The 22680-nt window shown below is 45.0% G+C and carries 19 protein-coding genes; 6 read left to right on the top strand and 13 right to left on the bottom strand.

Annotated features, from left to right (window positions below; genetic code table 11):
* Positions 1-3: 3 nt before the first annotated feature.
* The 5 genes from D7V92_RS08520 (at position 4) to D7V92_RS08540 (ending at position 5611) form a co-directional block, all read left to right on the top strand.
* Positions 4-2133 carry an alpha/beta hydrolase gene (locus tag D7V92_RS08520; protein WP_233572820.1) on the top strand — a complete coding sequence of 710 codons (2130 nt, stop codon included), beginning with the start codon at positions 4-6 and terminating at the stop codon, positions 2131-2133.
* Between the two features lie 87 nt (positions 2134-2220).
* Positions 2221-3030, top strand: a complete 810-nt coding sequence (locus D7V92_RS08525; protein ID WP_008773133.1) for a head GIN domain-containing protein — start codon at positions 2221-2223, stop codon at positions 3028-3030.
* 20 nt (positions 3031-3050) lie between these two features.
* Positions 3051-3875, top strand: a complete 825-nt coding sequence (locus tag D7V92_RS08530) for a head GIN domain-containing protein (protein WP_005863610.1) — start codon at positions 3051-3053, stop codon at positions 3873-3875.
* Between the two features lie 150 nt (positions 3876-4025).
* The gene (locus D7V92_RS08535; protein ID WP_005860248.1) at positions 4026-4814 is read left to right on the top strand and encodes a head GIN domain-containing protein; all 789 of its coding nucleotides are present in this window, start codon (positions 4026-4028) and stop codon (positions 4812-4814) included.
* The gene (locus D7V92_RS08540; protein WP_005863614.1) at positions 4811-5611 is read left to right on the top strand and encodes a head GIN domain-containing protein; all 801 of its coding nucleotides are present in this window, start codon (positions 4811-4813) and stop codon (positions 5609-5611) included. The genes D7V92_RS08535 and D7V92_RS08540 overlap by 4 nt, the downstream gene beginning before the upstream one ends.
* A gap of 3 nt (positions 5612-5614) precedes the next feature.
* Here D7V92_RS08540 and D7V92_RS08545 read toward each other — a convergent pair whose 3' ends face one another.
* From D7V92_RS08545 to D7V92_RS08585, 9 genes are all read right to left on the bottom strand, one after another.
* Entirely contained in the window at positions 5615-6631 is a 1017-nt protein-coding gene (locus D7V92_RS08545; protein WP_121772686.1) for an NAD(P)-dependent oxidoreductase, read from the bottom strand.
* A complete protein-coding gene (locus D7V92_RS08550) occupies positions 6628-6834 on the bottom strand; it encodes a hypothetical protein (protein WP_005860253.1) in 207 nt (68 codons plus the stop codon). Before D7V92_RS08550 ends, D7V92_RS08545 begins: the two co-directional genes overlap by 4 nt.
* A 27-nt stretch (positions 6835-6861) precedes the next feature.
* A complete protein-coding gene (locus D7V92_RS08555; RefSeq protein WP_008773137.1) occupies positions 6862-7623 on the bottom strand; it encodes a metal ABC transporter ATP-binding protein in 762 nt (253 codons plus the stop codon).
* Complete coding sequence (locus D7V92_RS08560; protein ID WP_121772687.1) at positions 7607-8491, bottom strand: metal ABC transporter solute-binding protein, Zn/Mn family; 885 nt, start codon at positions 8489-8491, stop codon at positions 7607-7609. The genes D7V92_RS08555 and D7V92_RS08560 overlap by 17 nt, the downstream gene beginning before the upstream one ends.
* 70 nt (positions 8492-8561) lie before the next feature.
* Positions 8562-9380: an FkbM family methyltransferase gene (locus tag D7V92_RS08565; protein ID WP_227793785.1), complete on the bottom strand. Its 819-nt coding sequence runs from the start codon at positions 9378-9380 to the stop codon at positions 8562-8564.
* A 139-nt stretch (positions 9381-9519) separates the two neighbouring features.
* Positions 9520-10809: a S28 family serine protease gene (locus D7V92_RS08570; RefSeq protein WP_121772688.1), complete on the bottom strand. Its 1290-nt coding sequence runs from the start codon at positions 10807-10809 to the stop codon at positions 9520-9522.
* Positions 10810-10815: 6 nt separating this feature from the next.
* The gene (queG, locus tag D7V92_RS08575) at positions 10816-11733 is read right to left on the bottom strand and encodes a tRNA epoxyqueuosine(34) reductase QueG (protein ID WP_121772689.1); all 918 of its coding nucleotides are present in this window, start codon (positions 11731-11733) and stop codon (positions 10816-10818) included.
* Positions 11733-12344 (bottom strand): polysaccharide deacetylase family protein, encoded by a 612-nt coding sequence (locus D7V92_RS08580; protein WP_121772690.1) that lies wholly within the window; start codon positions 12342-12344, stop codon positions 11733-11735. Before D7V92_RS08580 ends, queG begins: the two co-directional genes overlap by 1 nt.
* Before the next feature lie 6 nt (positions 12345-12350).
* Positions 12351-15608, bottom strand: coding sequence for a DUF2723 domain-containing protein (locus D7V92_RS08585; RefSeq protein WP_121772691.1), 3258 nt, complete (start codon positions 15606-15608; stop codon positions 12351-12353).
* Positions 15609-15923: 315 nt separating this feature from the next.
* Here D7V92_RS08585 and D7V92_RS08590 point away from each other — a divergent pair, with 315 nt between their 5' ends.
* Entirely contained in the window at positions 15924-18746 is a 2823-nt protein-coding gene (locus D7V92_RS08590; RefSeq protein WP_121772692.1) for a pitrilysin family protein, read from the top strand.
* A gap of 39 nt (positions 18747-18785) precedes the next feature.
* Here the strand turns inward: D7V92_RS08590 and D7V92_RS08595 are convergent, their stop codons facing one another.
* From D7V92_RS08595 to D7V92_RS08610, 4 genes are all read right to left on the bottom strand, one after another.
* Entirely contained in the window at positions 18786-19688 is a 903-nt protein-coding gene (locus D7V92_RS08595; protein WP_005863632.1) for a YitT family protein, read from the bottom strand.
* A gap of 760 nt (positions 19689-20448) precedes the next feature.
* Entirely contained in the window at positions 20449-20904 is a 456-nt protein-coding gene (locus tag D7V92_RS08600; RefSeq protein ID WP_121772693.1) for a hypothetical protein, read from the bottom strand.
* Between the two features lie 293 nt (positions 20905-21197).
* A complete protein-coding gene (locus D7V92_RS08605; protein WP_005863639.1) occupies positions 21198-21989 on the bottom strand; it encodes a prolyl oligopeptidase family serine peptidase in 792 nt (263 codons plus the stop codon).
* 151 nt (positions 21990-22140) lie between these two features.
* On the bottom strand, positions 22141-22632 hold the full coding sequence (locus D7V92_RS08610; RefSeq protein ID WP_036614477.1) for a transposase: 492 nt from the start codon (positions 22630-22632) through the stop codon (positions 22141-22143).
* Between the last annotated feature and the right edge of the window lie 48 nt (positions 22633-22680).

The following is a 22680-nucleotide window of genomic DNA, read 5'->3' on the forward strand; positions in this document are numbered from 1 at the left end:
ATCATGGAAAGGAGCAACTATAGGAGCATTGGCTACTTTTACCTTATACCTCGTAATTATCATCCTATCTTATCTGAAAATCGGAATATCGCCGCGGATCTTAGTATCGCATTGATAACCGTGGGCATTCTATCAAGCCTGCTCGCCTTACTAAGCACATGGGGCTTTAAGATCATAAGATTATTCAATCCTTGGTTTGTCGGAATCTGTTTATCTACTTATATATTAGTCGGATTTCTTCCTTATCCGGATACTAGCCGGATGTTTATCGGATTCGAACTGCTTTGTGGTGCTTTAATAGGATACTCTGTTTACATCGGTATCAAGAAGAAAGTATCAATCACATTGATATTGATCGTATTAGGGCTAAACACATGCGTTGTTTACTTCTTGGCTAATGAAGGATTTGATCATACGACCCCGGTCTCGGAAAATTATTGGAACCAAAAAGCCCCTACATTCAACGCTCCTGATCCTACCATCGAAGGAACCTATACAGTAAAAACATTGACATATGGAAATGGGGATGATAAAAACAGGGATGAATACGCAAACTCATGCGATATAAAAACCTCCTCTGTAGATGCCACTCCCTTTTTCGACCAGACTTCCGGATTCGATAATTGGATAAGAGAAATCTTTTGGGGATTCGGCGCCTCCAATTACCCGATCAACGGACGAGTATGGTATCCTGAGGGCCAAGGCCCTTTCCCGCTGGTTATATTCGTACACGGTAACCATCTTATGCAAGAATATTCAGACCCCGGCTACGAATATATCGCCACTTTATTAGCAAGCAAAGGGTACATCGCCGCCTCGATAGACGAGAATTTCCTAAACAGCAATTGGAGTGGGGATTATAGCCATAATGAGATATTCACCAGAGCTTGGCTAATCCTAAAGCATCTGGAATGCTGGAGAGAATGGAACCAACAAGAAGACACCCCCTTTTACCAAACGGTTGATATGGATAATATAGCGCTTGTCGGACATTCCAGAGGAGGGCAAGCCGCTCCTCTAGCGACCGTGATCAACAAGCAAAAAAGATATTACAAGGATGCCAATCAGGATTTCAACTTCAATTTCTCCATCAAAGGAATCGTAGAGATCGCTCCAACCGCATTTTATAGCATGCACAAAGATAAGCCTTTGGAGCTGGAGAATATCGATTATCTACTTTTACAGGGAGGGTATGATCAAGATGTGTTTTCCATGGCAGGAAGCCGAAAATATAACAACCTTCACTTCACGGATACGAATTTCCATTTCAAGTCCGTATTATATATCTATGCGGCCAATCATGGACAATTCAGCACCGCATGGGGGCGGAAAGATATACCCTTCCCTTATTCGGCACTCCTCAATCTGACCCCTTTAATGGACGGTGAGGGTCAACGCAAGATCGCCCAAACCTATATATCCGCATTTCTCGACGCCTCATTAAAAGGCAAGAAAGAAAATCTATCGATCTTAAAAGATTACCGCCTAGCGAAAGCTATCATTCCCAAAGGATATTATTTCAACCAATACGAAGACTCCGGTTTTAAATATATAGCCGATTACGAAGAAGATCTGGATGTAACTACAGCTACATTGAAAGACTGTAGCATTCATGGGCAAAACTTAAAAACGTGGGAAGAAGATGCCTTAATACTGAAGGATGATGGGAGCACATCCCAATTAACCTCCGCTGTTTATCTGGGATGGGAGAAAAAGGATACGAATTCCCTCCAACAGGCCGAATATACGCTTCAAATAGATTCAGCGGCCTTAGCCTCTTTGGATATCAACACGGTAAAGAATCTGTTCTTCTTTATCGGGAATAACTCGGATACAATCGATGCGGTAGATTTCACGCTTGAATTAACGTTTGGCGAAACAAGCGTAAAAAAAGATTTCTCTTCATTCTATGTGCTTCCTCCGTTATTAAAACCAGAGCTAACGAAATGTAGTACTTTACTCTCGCTGGGAAAAGAGAAGGTTTCTGAGAAAGTACTACAGTATGTAGAGATTCCGTTATCCTCCTTCAATCAAGGAGATAGCCTATCCATCGACCAACTGAAGGAAATCCGCTTTATCTTCAATAAAAAGGATAAAGGGGAAATCATTTTAGATAGAATCGGAATAAATTGATCCTTATTCGAAAAAAGTCCCTTATTTCTGCAACCCTTACAGATACTCGCTCGTCTATTAAGAAAAGAACCTAAAAAATTAAAGACGATGAAGACGAGAGTATCACTTTTTATATTCTGCATACAGATGATCGCGGTTTGCGGATTCGCCGCCGACCGACGTATCGATGGAAATGGAAATCCGGAAACCCGGGAGATAAAGATTAGCGATTACGACGAGATTACGTTCGTCGGCTCCGCTGATTTCGAGTATGAACAGTCGGATAAAGCGCCTTATCTATCCGTAACGATCGATGAGAACTTATTTGATTACCTCGTGACCGAAGTAGAAGGCGGTACGTTAAAGATCTATCCGAAATCTATCAAGAAAGGTTTTAATAATAACTCCTACGACTTGAGGCCGACCGTCTACAAGATAAAATCCAACTCCAAGGAACTAAAAGAGTTGAATACGGTAGGTTCCGGCAGTTTCATTATCAGCAAACCGACGAAAGTAAACCGGATGGAGATCAATATGGCCGGTAGTGGAAACGTTGAGTTGAGAGGCCCCGTAAAAGGTTACAAGCTTGAATGTAACATGGCCGGTAGCGGAAATATCATCGCCAAGGATATACAGCTGGACAACCTATCTTGCAGCCTCGCCAGCAGCGGGGAAATCGAGGTAATAGGAACCGTAGATCGTGCCTCATTCAATGTAGCGGGAAGTGGTGAGATTAAAGCCTTTGACTGCCAAGCACGTAAAGCAGAGTGTAATATCGCCAGCAGCGGCGAGATCAGCGTATATGCCACGCAAATCTTGGATGCTAATATCGTAGGTAGTGGCGAGATCCATTATAAAGGAGATCCGGAGATCAGTAAGTCTATCATGGGTTCCGGCTCGATCAACAAAGTCAAATAAACATTTAATACATACGAACGATGAAAACAAAATTAGTAGCGGTAATAGCCCTCATCTTTTGTGCCTTCATGGCAGAGGCTAGTAAAGTAGAAGGAAATGGGAATATAATTACGAAAGAGATATCGGTAGATAACTATAGCGAGATCGAACTGGGTGGAAATATAGAATATTCCGGCAATAATTTTTGGGGAAATAGAAGCAACAAGAAATTCCCGGTATTCAAATATACGCATGGACGAAGCGCTTCCTTGAAAATTACGATCGACGAGAATCTATTCCCACTCCTCTCGATCAAATCCAATAACGGACGGTTAGCTATCCGCATACAAGACGGGACCCGTATCAAACCGACCCAGTATGTAATCGAAGGAAGCTCGAAGACTCTGAAATACTTAAAGACTTCCGGCCCGATGGATTTTGAGGCGCAGAACGCTTTTTCCGAGGATCAACTGGAAATCAAGATTTCCGGCTCCAGCGACGTAAAGTTCCCACATAACGTGAAATTACGATTAGGTGAGTTCTCGGTATCCGGCTCCGGCGATCTGGTTTTTGAAGATTTGGACTGCAAGAATCTTACCAGCAAGGTTTCAGGCTCCGGAGACATCACCTTGAAAGGTAAGGCGGACGAGGCCCGCTATTCCGTATCGGGCAGTGGAGATATAAAAGCATACGACTTATCTGTCAATGATTTGAGTTGCTCGGTAAGCGGTAGCGGAGATGCCCGTGTTTATGCCAAAGATAACATGAACCTATCGGTTTCGGGCAGTGGAGACATCCGCTATAAAGGCCCGGCGAACGTGAATAAATCAAAGTCCGGCTCTGGATCCATTCAAGGCGCAAATTGATCGAACACACACATTTTTTTCAATACACACATTATCAAATTTAAAAAAGCTACTAGATGTGATATCCGGTAGCTTTTTCTTGCTATTTTTGTAACCAACTCTTTATTTATAGAGTCTAAATTAAAAAGTAGAATCACAAAAACGATACTTATGAAAACAAAGGCTATCTTATTAATGGTATTTTTCCTAGGATGGGTCACTACCGGTTGGGCCGCAGATCATGTAAAAGGCGATGGTAAATTGACCTCGAAAAAGATTTCTGTCGCCGATTATAACGAGATTAAGGTGGATGGCGTAATTGATTTCAATTACGAGCAATCCGATGATCCTTCCACCGTGGAGGTTACCGTAGACCAGAATCTTCATCCCTATGTCAATATCGAGGTGAAGGATCGTGTCTTAACCATCGCTTTCAAAGGAGCGAAGGTAGATCATTTCACGAAGTTTATCGTAAAGACGAATTCTAAATGGCTTGCCGCCGCAAAAGTTTCCGGGAATGCCAACTTCATGGTAAACAGTCCGCTTACCGGAGACGAGACCGTTATTAAGGCGAACGCCAATAGCTTGGTGCAACTGAAAGAGACAGTTACGGTCGGTAAACTGGATTTAAATGTATCCGGTAGCGCAAATATGGTTGTCAATCATCTGGAAGCCGACAAGATCGAATGTGATATCGATGGCTCCGGCTCTATAACGATCAAGAAAGGTAACGCGAAAGAAGGAGACTACAGTATCGTCAGCAGTGGTGATATACACGCTTTTGGGTTAGCGGTTCCTCAGCTAAGTTGCAAAGTAACAGGCAATGGCTTAGCGGAAGTACATGCTACCGATAATTTAAAGGCCAACGTAGTCGGTAAAGGAAATATCCGTTATAAAGGCCCGACAGCAGTTCAACAGAGAATAATCGGTAAAGGTACCGTAGAAGAAGTAAAAGAATGAAAACAAGAATTATATACCTATGTCTGCTGGTGATCCTCTCTACGACAGGCTGTATCCCTACACAAACCATAAAAGGAGACGGCAATATCACCACGGAAAACATCCCGGTTTCCGAGTATGACTGTCTTGAGTTAGAGGGAGGAGGCATGGTCGTGAATTACACGCAATCCGACGCTCCTGAAGGTTTGGAAATAAAGACAGACCGGAATATCTTCGAGAAATATGAGTTTAATGTAGAGAACCATAAGCTTAAGATCCGTCCGAAAAAAGAATTCAGGAAACATACGAATTTCCGTCCGACCGAGTTCATGGTTACGGCCAACTCCCGCAATCTAAAGAAACTAGCGGCGGCAGGCAGTACCCATGTAAATATAAATTCCCCTCTACAAGCCGAGGAGTTCGAGGCAGGATTAGCCGGTAGCGGGATTATCCAATTCCACGACACGGCCTCTTTTACAAACCTAAAGATAGAGATCGCCGGTAGCGGAGATTTCGTTGGCCATAAAGTGTATTGTGAGGAATTAAACGGGGATATGGCCGGGTCTAACACGATCGTTCTAGGGGGAACCGTAGGCATAGCTGAATTCTCGATCGCCGGTAGCGGTACAGTACGTGCTTTCGATTGTACCATGGATGAGCTTGAGTGCAAGATTGCCGGTAGTGGAGACATAGAAGCCTCTGTCGTAAACAAAATCAAGGCAGAGATAGCCGGTAGCGGTTCCGTAAAATACAAAGGAGATCCCCAAGATATCCAAAAAAAGGTAATGGGCTCCGGTAAGATCGAGAAGGTGGAGTGATTCTTACAACCACCCCTCCTTTTTATACCATTCGATACTTTCTTCCAAGCCTTTACGTAAAGGATAGGCCGGGATAAAACCTAAATCATCTTGAAGAGGCGTGACATCGCAAATCCAGTTACGCTGCTTCAAGATGATGTATTTATCACTATTTAGCGTCATACTTTTCTTCAACAACTTACCGATCCATTCTGAACAGTGGCAAGCGATACGCACCAATCCCAGCGGTATACGGGCATGCAATACCCGCTTCTTTCCTAAGATATCTTGTATCATACGGGCAAAAGACTCATCCGTGTAGACATCTCCGTCGGCTACAAAATAATGCCGGTTCTCTATCTCCTCTTTCTCAAGGGAAAGGAAGGCCACGGTCGCTAAATCTTTTACATAGATAAACGTGATTCGTTGGGGAATAGCGCCTACGGCGAAATCGAGTCCCGACTTTACGCTTTGTATTTCCATGAAATAATCCTTCTCACCCGGCCCGTATACTCCTGTAGGCCGCAAGATCACGTAAGGAAAATAGGTTTGTTTACGGATGTAGTTCTCCGCCTCTAGCTTACTTTGGCCATAAGCCGTGTCCGGCCGCTGCGGATCGTCCAAGCGTATCGGGCGGAAAGTCTTCTCGTCGCCTCGCCCATAGCTGCTTAGGCTGCTCATCAAGAGGAATTTCTTCGGTTTGCAACCGGCGGCGGCTAAAGCCTCGATAAATCGATGCGTATTCTCGGCGTTCACACGGAAAAAGTTTCGCTTATCCAATGTCTTCGTCAACCCGGCGTTATGGATCACATAATCCCATGCCCCATACTCACGGGCAAAGTCTGAGAGTTGAGCCGTAAGCGCTTCCTGATCGCCATATTTCAAGTCGATGAAATGAATCCGCTTATCTTGCAGATGCGCTTTACTGCTACCTGCACGGATACCCGCCCACGTCTCATAGCCACGGCGAAGCGCCTCCTCTACCAAGAAACCGCCGATAAAACCACTCGCTCCGGTTATCAATATCTTTCTGTCCTTCATTTTTCTTTCATATAAAATGTATAATAATACCACAACAACCCGATCCAATTCAAGAACAGGATCGTCAGCATCCAAAGAATCTTTTGTTTCTTACTGATGAAAGGGTTTTGCGATACGGCCTTACATCCGAACAGGATTACGGCAATACCTACGATATAACCGATCTCCGGCAAGCTTATCCAGCAAATGATTTGTGGTATCATAAAAATAGAGTTATTCGTGAAAAAGAATTATTCGTGTTGGTGTTTCTTCAAGACTCGGTGCGGCAAGTCACCATGCCCCACCAACTCGATCGGACAAGCGTATTTCTCGCCTAACCATTCCTCGGAGACATTCGCTCCCGGGTGATAATGCAAAGTCTCGTTTACACAAGCGATATTTTTCACCATCGTCAGAACCGTACCGATATCATGGGAAACCAAGATGATAGCGCTCTCTTTATTGATCTCTTCCAAGAGCTGATAAAAACGAGACTCGAATCGTTTATCCACATACGAATTAGGCTCATCCAAGATCAATACCTGCGGACGGGAGACAATAGAACGCCCCAATAAGACCCGCTGCAACTGGCCGCCGGAAAGCTCACCGATGGCCCTGCCCGCCAACTCCTCCAATCCCATCTGTACGATCACCTCGTCTACACGCTCTCTCTGGGATCTATTGAATGGACGGAACAAGGGTTTCTCTGCGGATAAACCGGAAGAGATCACTTCCCGTACCGAGATCGGAAACTTCTTATCGATCTGGCTCATTTGGGGTAGATAACCGATCTTCAAAGAAGGAACCTCTACATTTTCATCGTAAAAACGAATCGTTCCGGAAATAGGAGGCAATAGACCTAATATCACCTTTAAAAGCGTCGTTTTTCCGCCGCCATTCGGTCCGATAATTCCCAAGAAATCATTTTTCCACACATCCAGCGTTACGTTACGTAAGGCGATCTTATTACCGTATCCGGCGGTAACCTCTCTCAACTCAATCAGCTTGTCCATCGGCTAACGATTTTGCGATATGAATCATTTCCTTACTCCAATCGTAATCCAGCGGATTGATCGGGATCAGACGGCAACCTGTTTCTTTCGCGATCAACTCGGCGTTCTTCTGGTCAAACTCCCGTTGGATAAACACGACTTTCGCATTATGTTCCCGTGCGGTCTCGACCAGTTCCTTTAATTGTGCGGGAGACGGTTCTTTTCCATCCATCTCGATGCAAAGCTGGGTCAAGCCATATTCGTTGGCCAAATAGGTCAAGGCCGGATGGTAAATAATAAATATCTTATTGTCAAGAGAATGTAACAAACCGGAAACGGTCTTTTCCGTTTCTCCGATTTCTTTCGTCAGTTGTTCATAATTCGCTTGGTAATATTCCTTATTCTCCGGGTCCAAAGACACAAAGGCATCCAAAGTGTTCTTGGCGATCACCTTCGCTCCAGAGATAGAGCTCCACGTATGCGGATCGACGCCTCCGGGATGATGATGGTGGTGGTGATCATGTTCCTCTTCTTCCTCGGGGCTTTTAAGTAAATCAATTCCTTCGGACAGGTCAAAAACCTTGAGTCCCGGATTATTATTCCGGATATTATCCATCCAAGCCTGTTCGAACCCGATCGATCCGATCCTTAAATAGCCTTGGCTTCTACCCACCTGCACCATTTGCTGCGGTGTAGGATCATACGTCTCCGGACTTTGCCCTGCCGGAACCACACAATTAATCTTAAATTTATCTCCGGCTATCTTCTCCGCGAAATACCGTTGCGGCTCAATCGTCACGGAAACGATCCTCTCATCTGTCCGCTTATCGCCGCAGGCCATAAGTATCAAAACGAAAAGAGCCGATATCAATACTTTAAATTCTTTCATACCACATATATATTTTCGCAAAGGTAACGAATATCGGGTAATAAGGCAGCAAGGAGACGATTCAAAGTTATCAGGAACTAGCTTGACAACTTCCCCGGACAAGGCATTTGCGTAAACTATGTTTTACGAACATATAGCCATCGGTAAATGAATAGGAACAGTTAAACCGGTCCAGAAAAGCCGGGATTTGGACGACATCAGTTTCTTTATGATACGTACAGATCGCGAAATCCAAGTGATCCGCTTTCGCGAATAATTCCATACAGCCCTGTAAAGCCATACATTCCGCACCTTCTATATCCATTTTTAAGAAGATATCTTTTCGAGACTTGTCTTTCAAGAAATTATCCAAAGCAGCATTAACGTCATCGTCATGATCGCTGATATATTTCTTTACGATCATCGTTTTCTCTTTCCACGGCTCAAAAGTAGCCTGAAGCGCCTCGATCCATTTATCCTCATATTCAAAAAGATAAACAAAACGAGTAACCTCGATGGTATCCAGAGCGGTAAATCCCTCAGCGGAACCAATATCCAAGAGTGTCTTTCCCCTAAACTCCTCCACGGAATCCGCATAATGATGGGGATGCCTCACGTCTTGCTCGATCAACAAAGCCCGATAGCATTTCTCGATCTTAGATGTGCTATACTCTCTCGGAAAATATAATCGTTTACTTCCCCGGTGCATCACATAAGGCAATTCTTTCTCCTTATCCCACAGAACGGCAATCGACATCTCCAGATATTCCGCAGCGAAATCATAAGGATAACGTGTATATCCTCTTTTTCGAAAATAATCATAATACGCTAATTTAGGAGAAGAGGGCTCAAACACCTTGGTATAGTAAAAAGGTAACGTCCCATATAATATGCTTTTCAACTTCATCATCGAACCGGTAAACATTTCATCTAGTTTTTAATAGGGCGTAATATACGAGAAATATCTTAATATACATAACAAATCCCCGTATTACAACCGATAAGTAATAATACGGGGATTTATAGGGAAAAAATAGGCTACTCTATTTTTACTCGGCCAGCCATTTATTCATCTGTGTAAGGATCCGCTCCTTCATATCCTCCGGCATATTGCCGATACGGGCACGATGGCTACCTCGGGGCTGGATATAGATTTGCTCGTTCTTCTTGCCTTTGAAAGCGGGAACCATGGCTGCGCTCCACGGGTCGATCTCGCCATAGATGAAGATCATTTTCGGATCGTTGTCTTTCAAGAAGTTATAGATCTTATGGTACAGAGCCGGACGGAAGTCTACTTTATCGACCAGTTCCCCGGGAAGCATGATACGGTTCAAGTATCCGTGGGCACTATCGATCGTAAGGTATTTCTTGAAAGGTTTTACGTCATAGCCATAATAACCGAGCTCACGGGCGGCTTGTACGAAGAAAGAGATATTCGGCTGGTTCTCGGCGAAATAATCAGGACCGCTGATTTCCATCAAATGATCGAAGAGCGCCTGATCGTCGGCAGACTTGGAAGGGATCGTACTTACCGAAGTTCCCCACTGCCAAAGAGCGAATGAATATTCCAGTACGCAATAATCCAATACCTCGGGCATCGGGATACGGAATGTCAAGTTCTTATTCTTACAATAGCTCTCCAATAAAGGGAGCATATCGGACTTACGTTTCAAGACTTCCAATTGAAAATCTTGTATCTTCTTGCGTTCCGCTTTCGTACCTACCTTACGTAAGAAAGGTTCGTGGCGGCCATCCTCTACACCTTTACATAACGGACCGACATAAGGAACGGAGAAATCCACGTCGTCCGGGAAAAAGGCACGGTAAAGCATTGTAGTCTGTCCCCCCTTACTGATACCGGTACTGATCCATTTTTCCGGATAGATCTGCTTGAATGTATTGCGGACGTTATGTAAATCGTACGCAGAGTTCTCGGCGGTCAGATAATCCCAGTTTTTAGGTTCCGGCGTCGACTCCAAGAAATAACGATACTCCACAAACACTAAGTTCGCATTCAATAGTTTAGATAGTTCTTCCTGATATTTCGGATTGAGCGCATAAGCCGCTCCATATCCTTCGGTCACGATAATGGTAGGACGATCATAACCTACATGGCCTACGATAACCCGTTGCGTAAATGTTCCGGCGGCGGGGTCTTTCGGATCGACCTGCTGAGTAATACGTACTACATATTTCTCCGGATAATAATCGGATTGAAGTTTTTCAATGCCACTAATTCCTTTTAGGGCGGCAAGCTTCTCTTGTAAATCTCCGGGAGCGGCCATTACCGTCATCACCGACAGGAAGAAAAGAAGCAAGAAGTTAAATGTTCTTCTCATGGTAATTTAGTCTTTTAGATATTGTATTGTTCGTAATAATCCCTCATATTTGGCGCGTTTCACCGCCGAATGCGCAAAGATACGATTATAATCCTCACGGCTCAATGCCTTGAGGTCGTCTTTTTTAAGAGAGAGCAAAGAAGGGGTGGGATGAAAGGCTGCTACTGCCGTAGGCATAGCGAAGCGGTTCCAAGGACAAACGGCTTGGCAGGTGTCGCATCCATAGACGCAGTTACCTAAAAGGACGGCTTGCTCTACAGGGATTTCTCCACGATGCTCGATCGTAAGATAAGAGATACATTTACGGGCATTCAAACGTTTCGGCCCTTCCAAGGCTCCGGTAGGACAAGCGTTCAAACAGCGGATGCAGGAACCGCAGTGATTCTTTTTGGGGGAATCATAGGTATCGACTACCAAAGTTGTCACGATCTCCCCAAGGAAAAAGAAAGAGCCTTTGCCCGGGATGATTAGATTCGTATTCTTTCCGATCCATCCTAAACCGGCTTTCCAAGCCCAATAACGTTCTAACAGAGGGGCGGAGTCCGTGAATACACGGGCCTCATTGTTGGAGGGATGATGCTCGGTTATCGCTTTCCATAATTGGCGAAGTTTATCCTTTACGACCCCGTGATAATCTTCTCCGTACGCATAATACGAGATATAAGGTTCCGCCGGATTCCGGAGAACTTTCGGATAATAATTCAAGGCTACTGAGATAACTGATTTGGCACCTTCCACCAAGCCATCCGGATTGAGACGAATTTCCCGATGATTCTCCATGTATTTCATTCCAGCATGGTAGCCTTCCGCGATCCATTGGTCAAAATAAGCCTCCTCGCTCCCGGCCTTCGCTACTTCAGCGATACCGCAAGCGGAAAAGCCTAATTCCATAGCTTTATCTTTTATAAACTGGGAGATACCCATTATTCAAAAACTTTAAACTCGTAGCCTTCCTTTAAGAGCCATTCGACAGCCCGGGGCATTGCCTCACGCATATTACGCTCGGCTTTCAAGGAATCGTGGAAGACGATAACGGAACCATTACGGGTATAGTTCTTTACCACGTTGAAGACACCGTTCGGAGTCATATGAGGGCTATAGTCACGGGTGACCACGTCCCACATCACGATATGATAATGGCGGCGAAGCCATACTACCTGCGGAAAACGCATATGCCCATGAGGAGGCCGGAATAAATTGCCGGGAATATATTCGGCTGCCTTCTCCACATTCGCCAAATAATTCTTCGTCCAGAACTTGATACCTTGGATATGGTTGAACGTATGGTTACCGACACGGTGCCCACGATCTATCACCATCTGGAAGACCTCGGGATGCTTACGTACATTATCCCCTACCATAAAAAAGGTAGCCTTGATCCCATACGTATCCAATATATCTAAAACCCAAGGGGTAACCTCGGGAATCGGGCCGTCGTCGAAGGTGAGATACACACACTTCTTCTCTGCCGGTATTCGCCAAGTTACCCCCGGGAACAGTGCCCTGTAAAACCAAGGCGGTTGTTCTATAAACATACTTTGTTAGTCTTTTGCCACTGATCCGTACGCCATACGGTAATTATCAAATTCCTCTTGATAAGGCTTAGCGAACTCCGGATTGTATTGTTTGCTCACACGCAATACCTCTTGGAGAACCGCCAAGTTATGACCTAAATCACTCTCGACAGATGATAATTGCCCCGGACGCAAACGGAAATACCAGTTTATACTGCGCAACGCATTGTCCGCTATACCTTTATAAACCATCTCCGCCTTCTCCTTCTGGCCCAACTCGTAATACAGCTCACCTAAAGAAAGAGCGCTATAATCCAACGGAACATTCTCGGGAGGCAATACTTCCATCGCCTTATCCAATACGTTCAGTGCTTTCTCATTCTTGCCCTCAGCGACCAAAGCGGCAGCCAGCTTGCTGAACAATGCGATACGATAGCTCTTGCACATCCGCATTACATTCTCATCCAAGTACACACCCGGCGTATTGACACCACCCCATTTGAACTTATTCATCACGTTGTCATACATCTTCTCCGTATTGATCGAACGAACAGTTCCCTGTGTCTCCATCGGAACGATCTGATAAGCCATACCGGTCTGCTGGAAGTACGGATCCAATTTCACGAACTGATCCGGGCTTACGGTAATCGCGTAATAGATCGGACGGTTCCAGTCATTCGTCTGCAACATATCCAAGATAATCAACTCTTGCTTACCCAAGACATCCTTGCCTTTCAAGTCAATCTTCATCTCTTTCTGCAAATACGGCAAGTTAGCGGTATCGATCACGCCGGCAGCCATAACCGCAGCGGAATCTACCCCCATCGTCAATGTCTGCGCAGGAATATAATCTAATTCTTGATTGATACCCGGGATCTTCTTAAACTTCGGATCGTTACTACGAACGAAATCAAGAGCGGTCTTCAGATCAATCGATTTATCCGTCATCGGGAATACATAAGCGGCATCACGAGTACCTTGCACATAATCCTCCGGTTGCCAAGAGATTGGAAGCGGATCGGATTCGTACGCTTGCTTCTTCATTTGGTTGATATACCAGTCGGTTTGCAAATAGCTCGTATTACATACACGTACATCCGTACGGATACCTTCCACCTCCTGTGCGTACCACAACGGGAACGTGTCATTATCACCATTCGTAAATATGACAGCGTTCGGCTCGCAAGATTCCAAATAGTTCGCACCGAAATCACGGCAAACATAACGGTTCGAGCGATCATGGTCGTCCCAGTTCTGCGCACCCATCTGGATAGGAACCAACAAGCAGAGTACCGTAGCGACAGAACCCGCTATCACCGGAGATAACTTGCCATACTTCTGCAATCCTTTCGCCAAGGCCGCCACACCGAAACCGATCCATATACAGAACGCATAGAATGATCCGGCATACGCATAGTCTCGCTCACGAGGTTGATACGGCGTCTGGTTCAAGTAAAGCACGATCGCGATACCCGTCATAAAAAACAAGAAGAACGTGATCCAGAATCCCTGAATGCCCTTCTTTCCGGCATAAGCTTGGAATAGAAGCCCCAAGATACCCAACAGAAGCGGTAACATATAATATACGTTATGCCCCTTATTGTTGACGATATCGAACGGCATATCCTCTTGCGGGCCCACTAAAGCCTCATCAATAAACGGAATACCGGTTATCCAGTTACCATTCGAAACCTCACCGTTACCTTGTATATCGTTCTGCCGTCCGGAGAAGTTCCACATGAAATAACGCCAATACATGAAATTCAGCTGATAAGCGAAGAAATAACGCAAATTCTCGGCAAACGTAGGTTTCATCACAGTCACCATCTCACCGCAACGGTTGAACTTCACCGGTGTACCTTTCACTTGTGCCCACTCCTTATAAGCAGCCACATGACGTCCGTCGCTACTATACATACGGGGGAAAAGCATACTCAACTCATCCACGTATTCGTATTCCGTATCGTAACGAGAGATATAATAATGATCCTTCTCGTTTTTATCTTTCTTAATGACACGGCTCCAAGTCGGCTCACCCTCTTTCGATACAGGTACGCAAGTGCCGCCTTGGTTCTCACGCTTCACCTCGGATACATAGGTCTGACCGTAGATCAACGGAGTCTTACCGTATTGCTCGCGAGCCAAATAGGTACGCAAGGTAAAGATATCTTGCGGAGCGTTTTGGTTCATAGGCGTATCGGCTGTCGCACGGATCAATGTCAAGGCATAGGATGAATAACCCACTACAATTACCATCAAGCAGACCAAGATCGTATTCAGCATCTTGATATTTACCTTCTTGCTCATGAACAAATAAGCCGTCAAGGCCGCCGTGAGGATCACGGCGATCACGTAACCGCTACCGATAAACGGAATACCCAACAATACGATCGAGAGGATAAAGGATATCTTCATCCGCACCGGATGGATCTCGTCTTGCATCGTCTCCCAGATCGCCCAGATCAAGGAAGCCGCCAAGATAATTACGAACGCATATACACCCGAGTTATACGGCATACCGAACGTATTGACAAACAACAGCTCGAAATAACCGCAAACCTCAACCAAGCCTTGTACGACACCATACATCATCAAGCCCACGATAGCGAACGACACCAATAAAGCGATCAGCGTACCCTTCATCGTTGGATTCGGGAATTTCTTATAATAATATACCAGCACGATAGCCGGGATACACAATAAGTTCAGCAAATGGACACCGATACTCAGACCCATCAAATAAGCGATCAGCACGATCCAACGATCGGCATGCGGACGATCGGCGGCTTCTTCCCATTTCAGGATCAACCAGAATACCACGGCGGTAAACAAGGAAGAATAAGCATATACCTCGCCCTCCACGGCGCTAAACCAGAATGTATCGCTAAACGTATAAGCCAAAGAACCTACCAAACCGCAACCCATGATCGTAATCATTTGTCCCAGAGACATCGTTTTATCGTCTTCCACGATAATCTTACGAGCCAAATGAGTAATACTCCAGAAAAGGAATAAGATCGTCAGGCCGCTAAAGAGGGCGGACATCGTATTGACCATCACCGCCACCTTGGAAGGGTCCGAGGCGAACTGCGTAAATAAATTGGCTGTTAACATGAAGAAAGGAGCTCCGGGCGGATGACCTACTTCCAATTTGTATGCCGAAGAGATAAACTCACCACAATCCCAGAAACTGGCGGTGGGTTCCATTGTCATCAGATAAACGGTAGAAGCGATCAAAAAAACGACCCACCCCAACACGTTGTTGATTAGTTTGTACTTTCCCATACTTTGTATAAGTGTGATAATTAATTGTTTCTACTTGCATACCCACACGGGCAGTCGGCCGCAAAGGTAATCATTTACGTTTAATACCTAACGTTCCATTCCCCTATAAATTATATAGAATAGATTAGAATTATATTAAACAAACCTTATCACTCAAGTGTTAATAGAATAGTTGAGTATCAAACAGCCCCCCGTCTGTTTCATCTTGATAGAAAGGAGTATTCCGTATCGGATACTCCTTTTTTCACCATAAGGGGCTCTTTCTATGATTTTTTGCTAGTTTTGTGATCTAGATTCACTATCAATGAAACAAATATGATAAAAAGACATTCTATCTTAACGGCAATCCTGCTTTGTTTCGTCGCTTTCACACAAGTGATGGCACAAGAGATGCAGGAACCCGAACCGCTTCCGATCGATCCTAAGGTTCGATACGGGAAATTGAGTAACGGATTGACCTACTACATCCGTCACAACGATCAGCCCAAAGACCGGGCAGACTTTTACATCGCCCAAAACGTAGGCTCCATCTTAGAGGAAGAGAATCAACGAGGTTTGGCTCACTTCTTGGAACATATGGCTTTCGACGGCAGTAGGAACTTCCCGAATAACGGGATGGACGAATATATCGAGAGTGTAGGTATGCGCAGCGGGGAAAACTTCAACGCCTATACCTCCTTTGATGAGACCGTCTACATGATTACCAACGCCCCTGTCAACAAAAGCGGCGTGGTTGATTCTTGCTTATTGATCCTTCACGATTGGTCCGGGTTCCTAGCCTTGACCGACTCGGCTATCCAGAAAGAGCGTGGGGTCATCCGTGAGGAATGGCGTACCCGACAGGATGCCCAGACTCGTCTATGGGAGCAGCAACTACCCAAGATGTACCCGGGAAGCCGTTACGCGAACCGGATGCCGATCGGTTCGATCGACGTGATCGAGAACTTCAAGCCGGACGAGTTGCGGGCTTACTACAAAAAATGGTATCGTCCGGACTTGCAAGCGATTATCATCGTGGGAGACGTAAATGTAGATCAAGTGGAGGCAACGATCAAAAAGATGTTCGCCGATGTCCCTGCCCCGGTCAACCCGGCAAAACGGGAACAAGTATCGGTTCCCGACAATGATCTACCTCTGATCTCGATCGCCAAAGACAAGGAGGCATCCAATACGATCCTTTATATCTTCTATAAACACGATAAATTGCCCAACGACTTGAATCGTACGATTGCCGGATTGGTAAAGGACTATATCCAGCAAATATGTGCGTCAATCATGGACGAGCGTTTCGATGACATCTTGCATCAAGCGAATCCTCCGTTTATCTATGCGGAAGCCTACGACGATGATAATTTCATGATCGCGAAGAGCAAGGGAGCATGGACCGTAGCCGCTCTTGCCAAGGAAGGCGAGATCGATTCCACACTGACCACGCTAGTCAAAGAGACTCAACGGGTAAAACAATATGGCTTTACGCCATCCGAGTATGAACGGGCACGCATCAACGTGTTGAAACAATACGAGTCCGCTTACAACGAGCGGAATAACCAAAAGAACGACGCTTATGTCCGTGAATACGTGAACCATTTCACCAACGGCGGTTATATCCCGGGCATTGAGATGGAATACACGCTATTGAACCAGATCGCCCAGAATATCCCGGTAGAGCAAGTCAACCAATATATCCAAGATATGATCGGAGAGGATAATATCGTGATCGGGTTAACCGGACCGGATAAAGAAGGTATAAAATACCCGACCGAGGAGAACCTGCTCCGTACGTTCCTCAAAGCACGACAGATGCCGGTAGAGCCTTATAAGGAAACTGTCTCCAACGAGCCTTTAGTCCCGACCTTGCCGACCCCGGGCCGGATCACGGAGACAAAGACCGGTCAGCGCTTCGGAGCGACAGTATTTACCTTAAGCAATGGTATCAAGGTGGTATTAAAGCCTACCGAATTCAAGAAAGACGAGATCATCATGACCGCTACCAGCCCGGGAGGAAGCACTTTATTCGGCACGAAGGATATTGATAACTTAAAAGTTTTCAATGACGTGATCGAGATCGGTGGATTGGGCAATTTCTCCGCCACGGATCTAAGTAAGCGTCTGGCCGGAAAGAAGGTATCTTGCGCCCTATCGCTCAGTCAAGATAGTGAGAACGTGAACGGAATGGCCGCTCCTTCCGATTTGCGAACCTTATTCGAGTTAATTTACCTTAGCTTCACGGCTCCCCGCATGGACGAGGAGGCCTACGCATCTTTCGAGACACGGACAAAAGCGCAATTGCAGAATATGGAGTTAAATCCGATGGTCGCTTTCAGCGACTCTTTGTCTAAAGCGGTTTACGGAGATAATCCTCGTGCGTCACGTCTTCGTCCACAAGATTTCGAACATATCAGTTATCCTCGTATCATGGAGATGCGCAAGGAACGCTTCTCGGATGCTTCCGGTTTCGTATTCACGTTTGTAGGTAATATCCAGATTGATAGTATCCGTCCGTATATAGAGCAGTATTTAGCGACATTGCCATCTCAAGGAAAAATTGAGAAGGGAAATCCGGCGGAGGTTCCATCGATGCGTAAGGGAGACTATATGAATCGATTCAACCGCTCCATGGAAATCCCGAAAGTAACGGTAGCCAACCTCTATACCGGACAGATGGAGTACAATCTGGAGAATATCATCACCGCTACAGCATTGAAACAAGTTATGGACTTGGTATATTACGAGAAGGTACGCGAGAAAGAAGGAGGAACGTATGGTGTCGGTGTATCCGCTAGAATCTCACCTTTCCCGGAAGGAAGAACGACATTACAGATATTCTTCGATACGGACCCGGCTAAGTGGGAGCAGATGAACACGATTGTCCGCAATGAGTTGAAACGGCTTTCCGAGGTAGGCCCTCGTCAAGAAGATTTCAAGAAAACACAGGATAACCTGCTGAAACGTCATGCGGAAGTCTTGCAGGAGAACAGCTATTGGTTGAACGTATTGGATGATTATTATTATAAAGGATTTGATACCGATACGGATTATGAGTCGATTGTTAAGGCGCTGACTCCCGAGAAGATAAAGGCATTCGCCCAAAAGCTTTTGGGACAGGCTAACCGGGTAGAAGTTATCATGCAACCCTAGTTACTATTTTGAGGGGATGAGACGGGGCGTGCCCCGTCTCTACTTTGATTTCTTTAGTTTAAAATGATCGAATCCTTCCCCATAAACCCCGATTACGGCGCTTTGGGATACAAAGGCGGTCGGATCAATATCATTAATGATACGGAAAATCGTAGTGGATTGCCGTTTTTTAGCGAGCACGAACATCATCTTCTGTTCTTGCCCCGTATATAACCCGGTAGCATCGATCACCGTAACCCCTCGGTGCAACGCATTAATCTCCTTACCAATCTCTTGATACTTCTTCGAGATGATAAAGAATTGCACGGACTGGCGGGCACTGTTCACGATCTGATCCAGCACGAAACTACAAACATATAACGTTACGAAACCATATACCACTTTCTCCCAATCCTTTAGCACGAAATAACTGGAGGTGATAATAATCATATCGCAGATCATCATGACCCGTCCCAGCGTTATATCCCGGTATTTATTGATGATAGCGGCAATAATATCCGTTCCACCCGTACTACCGTTCGAGGAGAAAGCGATACCGATACCACTTCCGCAGAAAGAGGCTCCCAGCACACATGCCATAAACGGTTGGTCTTGTAATAAATGCATATCGGCCGTCAACTTCTGGATCAGCGACAGGAAGAAAGTAAGCGTAAACACGGCGAAGATCGTCTTGATACTGAACTTAAAACCTAATATTTTCAAGGCCAGCATCAGCAAGACGGCATTAATGAGGAAGTAAGTGTACTGAACGGGAAATCCCGTAGCCCAGAAAACAATGGAAGCGATACCCGGCACTCCACCTGTCGTAATGTCATTCGGCAAAAGGAAAACGGTCCATCCGATACCGTAAAGGATCATCCCAAGAGCGATCATTAAATAGTCCCGTGTCTCCCGAAGCAGGACTTGTCTGGATAAGGAAGAAATTGATAAAGTAGATTTCATCTCATTTGTTTATTTTTAGCGGGCGCAAAGGTAATGAAAGTTATTGATAGGAAATGCTTCACCTTATATTTAGCCGGAAATATAATGGTTCACTTTCCCCTATTTACAGAGACGTAAGCAAAAGCCAAGGAATGTTAACTATTTATTAGTAATAACCCCTTTTATATAACATCACCTTTATTTAGAAAAGCTCTATAAACGAGAACATGAAGGAGAAAGCAGGCATTTATACGCCTTTTCCACGCAAAAAGACCCGTTTTTCGATAAGAATACCCTCGTTAGATTACACATATAGTCCCGTTCACCCACGCCTGTACAGGCGTAAACCCACACATATAGTCACGATAGGCTACACATATGGTCATAATGGGCGATATGACTACCTTATAATGGGCATTGTTGTCCCCTAACGACTGGGCCATAAGGCATAAGATATGAGATAGGATGAATTAATTTCGCTAGAATAAAAGGCCGTTTTCCAACAAGTCACTAGCGGATAGACGATTGCTGTTTTTTTCTTTCGTTTTTAGGAGCGAGACGTACTTTGGCCCGAAATAATCGATTCTCAAGGACTTTAGTTTACAAATTGTCACATTGATATTCTAACCGGAACACGCATAAGCCCTTTCATCCAATTGTAGAGACGGGGCGTGCCCCGTCTCAACCCAACAAAATGGCAACTTAAAGATACTATCAGTCGGTGCTGAGACGGGGCACGCCCCGTCTCTACAACCAAGTATGTATGAGCTGCAAATATGTATTACAATCTCACATTCTCCATTTCCTCACACTTCTCTTCCCGCAAGCGTTGAATATCCTTAAGCTGGCAGTCGAAAAACATGAGCAAGTCATTGATGAGCCGTCCGTTCTGGGATAAAAGCAAAACCCCATCCATCAATTGCGTTGACAGGTAGCGAACTTTCATATTACTTACATGTTGATCGGGACGCTGCAGATAAACGGCCATACATCTGTACAAAATTGGTGCTATTTGTATCCACGGCAGTTTTAGACCTACCAATAGATTTTTCACGCTTTGCAACTGATGGTTCAGATAATCGAAATCATCCGCATCTCTCTCAAAACAGAAAGCTTCTTTCAAGCGTCGTGCCTCTTCCTTAAAAAATACATCACTCAACATTTCCATGTTCGAAACCGGAGCGTCTTGCTCTGAACCGACAGGTTCAGTTACGGAATAGATCTTTTCCTCTTCCATAATATATTAGTTGTAAGCAGGCGGAAAAAAGAACGGTCCCGCCTGACCCGTTGATCAACACTTTACCAGAAAGCTGGAGGCACATTAATGCACTCCACGGGGGTACGGAACCGTCATATCGGATCGGTTACAGGCAAAAAAATGCCTGCAACCGAATAGAAGCAGGTATTCTACTCTGCTTTCTGGTTTTAAAATGTTGATCACAGCAAATATACTTCTTTTTCCGGATATACAACCTATAAAGGATAAATAATGTCTAGTAAGTAAAAAATCCGGAGATGATACCTCTGTTTTTACAAGCTATGCTGGAACATCCAAGCCAGATAATCCGGTTCGGCGAAAGCGTTATCCCAACTGTTATGGTCTACACCGGGAAATTCCTTATAACGGACATCAGCTCCTGCTTTCTTCAATGCTTCATTAGCGTCACGGGAGAATTGTACATCGACTACGCTGTCGGAGCCACCATGATAAATACTGAAAGCCGTCTTGCCCTTAAAGTTCGCCAGACGTTGCAAGTTCGCTCCACCACAGATCGGGGCGGCAGCGGCAAACAGGTTCGGGTAACGCATCACGATATCGAACGTGCCCATACCTCCCATCGATAGGCCGGTTACGTAAATGCGTTTCGTATCGACCTTGCCTTCCGCTATATAACTATCCAATAATTCCTTGACTGCGGCCATTGATTGCGTGGCCGGGGCATTCAACGGATAGAAACGCTTCCCTTCTTTTCCGGCGTTCAATCCCTTATATTCAGACCAAGTCTTCTCGGCCGGGCATTGAGGCGCTATAATGATAGCCGGATATTTCGTTTGATTCTCGAAAGAAGCGAACATATCGCCACCATGTACTAATTGGGCCTCATTATCCGACCCTCGTTCGCCCGCTCCGTGCAGGAACAGGATTACCGGGTATTTCTGCGCCGGATTATAATCTCGGGGATACAGAACCCGATAATTCAATTGATAACCATCACGAGCCGTAAACTGCTTTTTCAAAAAACTAGCCTTATCACCAGCATATCCGGCAACGGAGAGAAGAAGGCAAAGAGACAGAAAAAAGATACTTCTAAGTGTTTTCATACAACATCATATTTAAGTTATTAATAAATCACACATTATTATTTAGTTGTAGAGACGGGGCGTGCCCCGTCTCATCCCAGTAAAACAGTAACTTTAAGATACCATCAGACGGTGGGAGACGGGGCACGCCCCGTCTCTACAACTAAGGAGATTATATATAGAAACAATCACTTGCCCAGTTTAGGGGATTGTTTTCAATGTAATCTGCTATACGATTCATTTCAGCATGATCACGAATAATGTGATCATGGAAACGTGGTTGCCATGCAAAAATACGATTATTTTGATGTGCATATGCCGTGACAGCAGATTTAATGCCTCCAATCCCTATCGACAGCAATCCTTTATTCCCCAATGGTACTAACACCTCATCTCCCGCCACAAAGACCACGGCATGTACATGATTAGGCATCACAACAAATAGAGGGATTTCAAGGTATGGATAATGGTTATTTGCATGCTCTAAATTATCATGAGTGAAGTGACCTAATGGATTTAGCGACATTTGCCCGCCAAGTACACGACCAAAATAACATTGTTTATGTGCTGTACAGATCGTGATAAAATAAATACCTCCATTGTAATCGTGCCAAGTGGCACGGGCAGATTCGATACGGAAACGATTTTGATATAGGTTTGCCATAGTTATGTGTCTTAGTTAATTGTTCTTTATAGGTACAAATATAGCATA

It is taken from the genome of Parabacteroides sp. CH2-D42-20 (assembly GCF_003670185.1).
In the GTDB taxonomy this organism is placed as follows: domain Bacteria; phylum Bacteroidota; class Bacteroidia; order Bacteroidales; family Tannerellaceae; genus Parabacteroides; species Parabacteroides distasonis.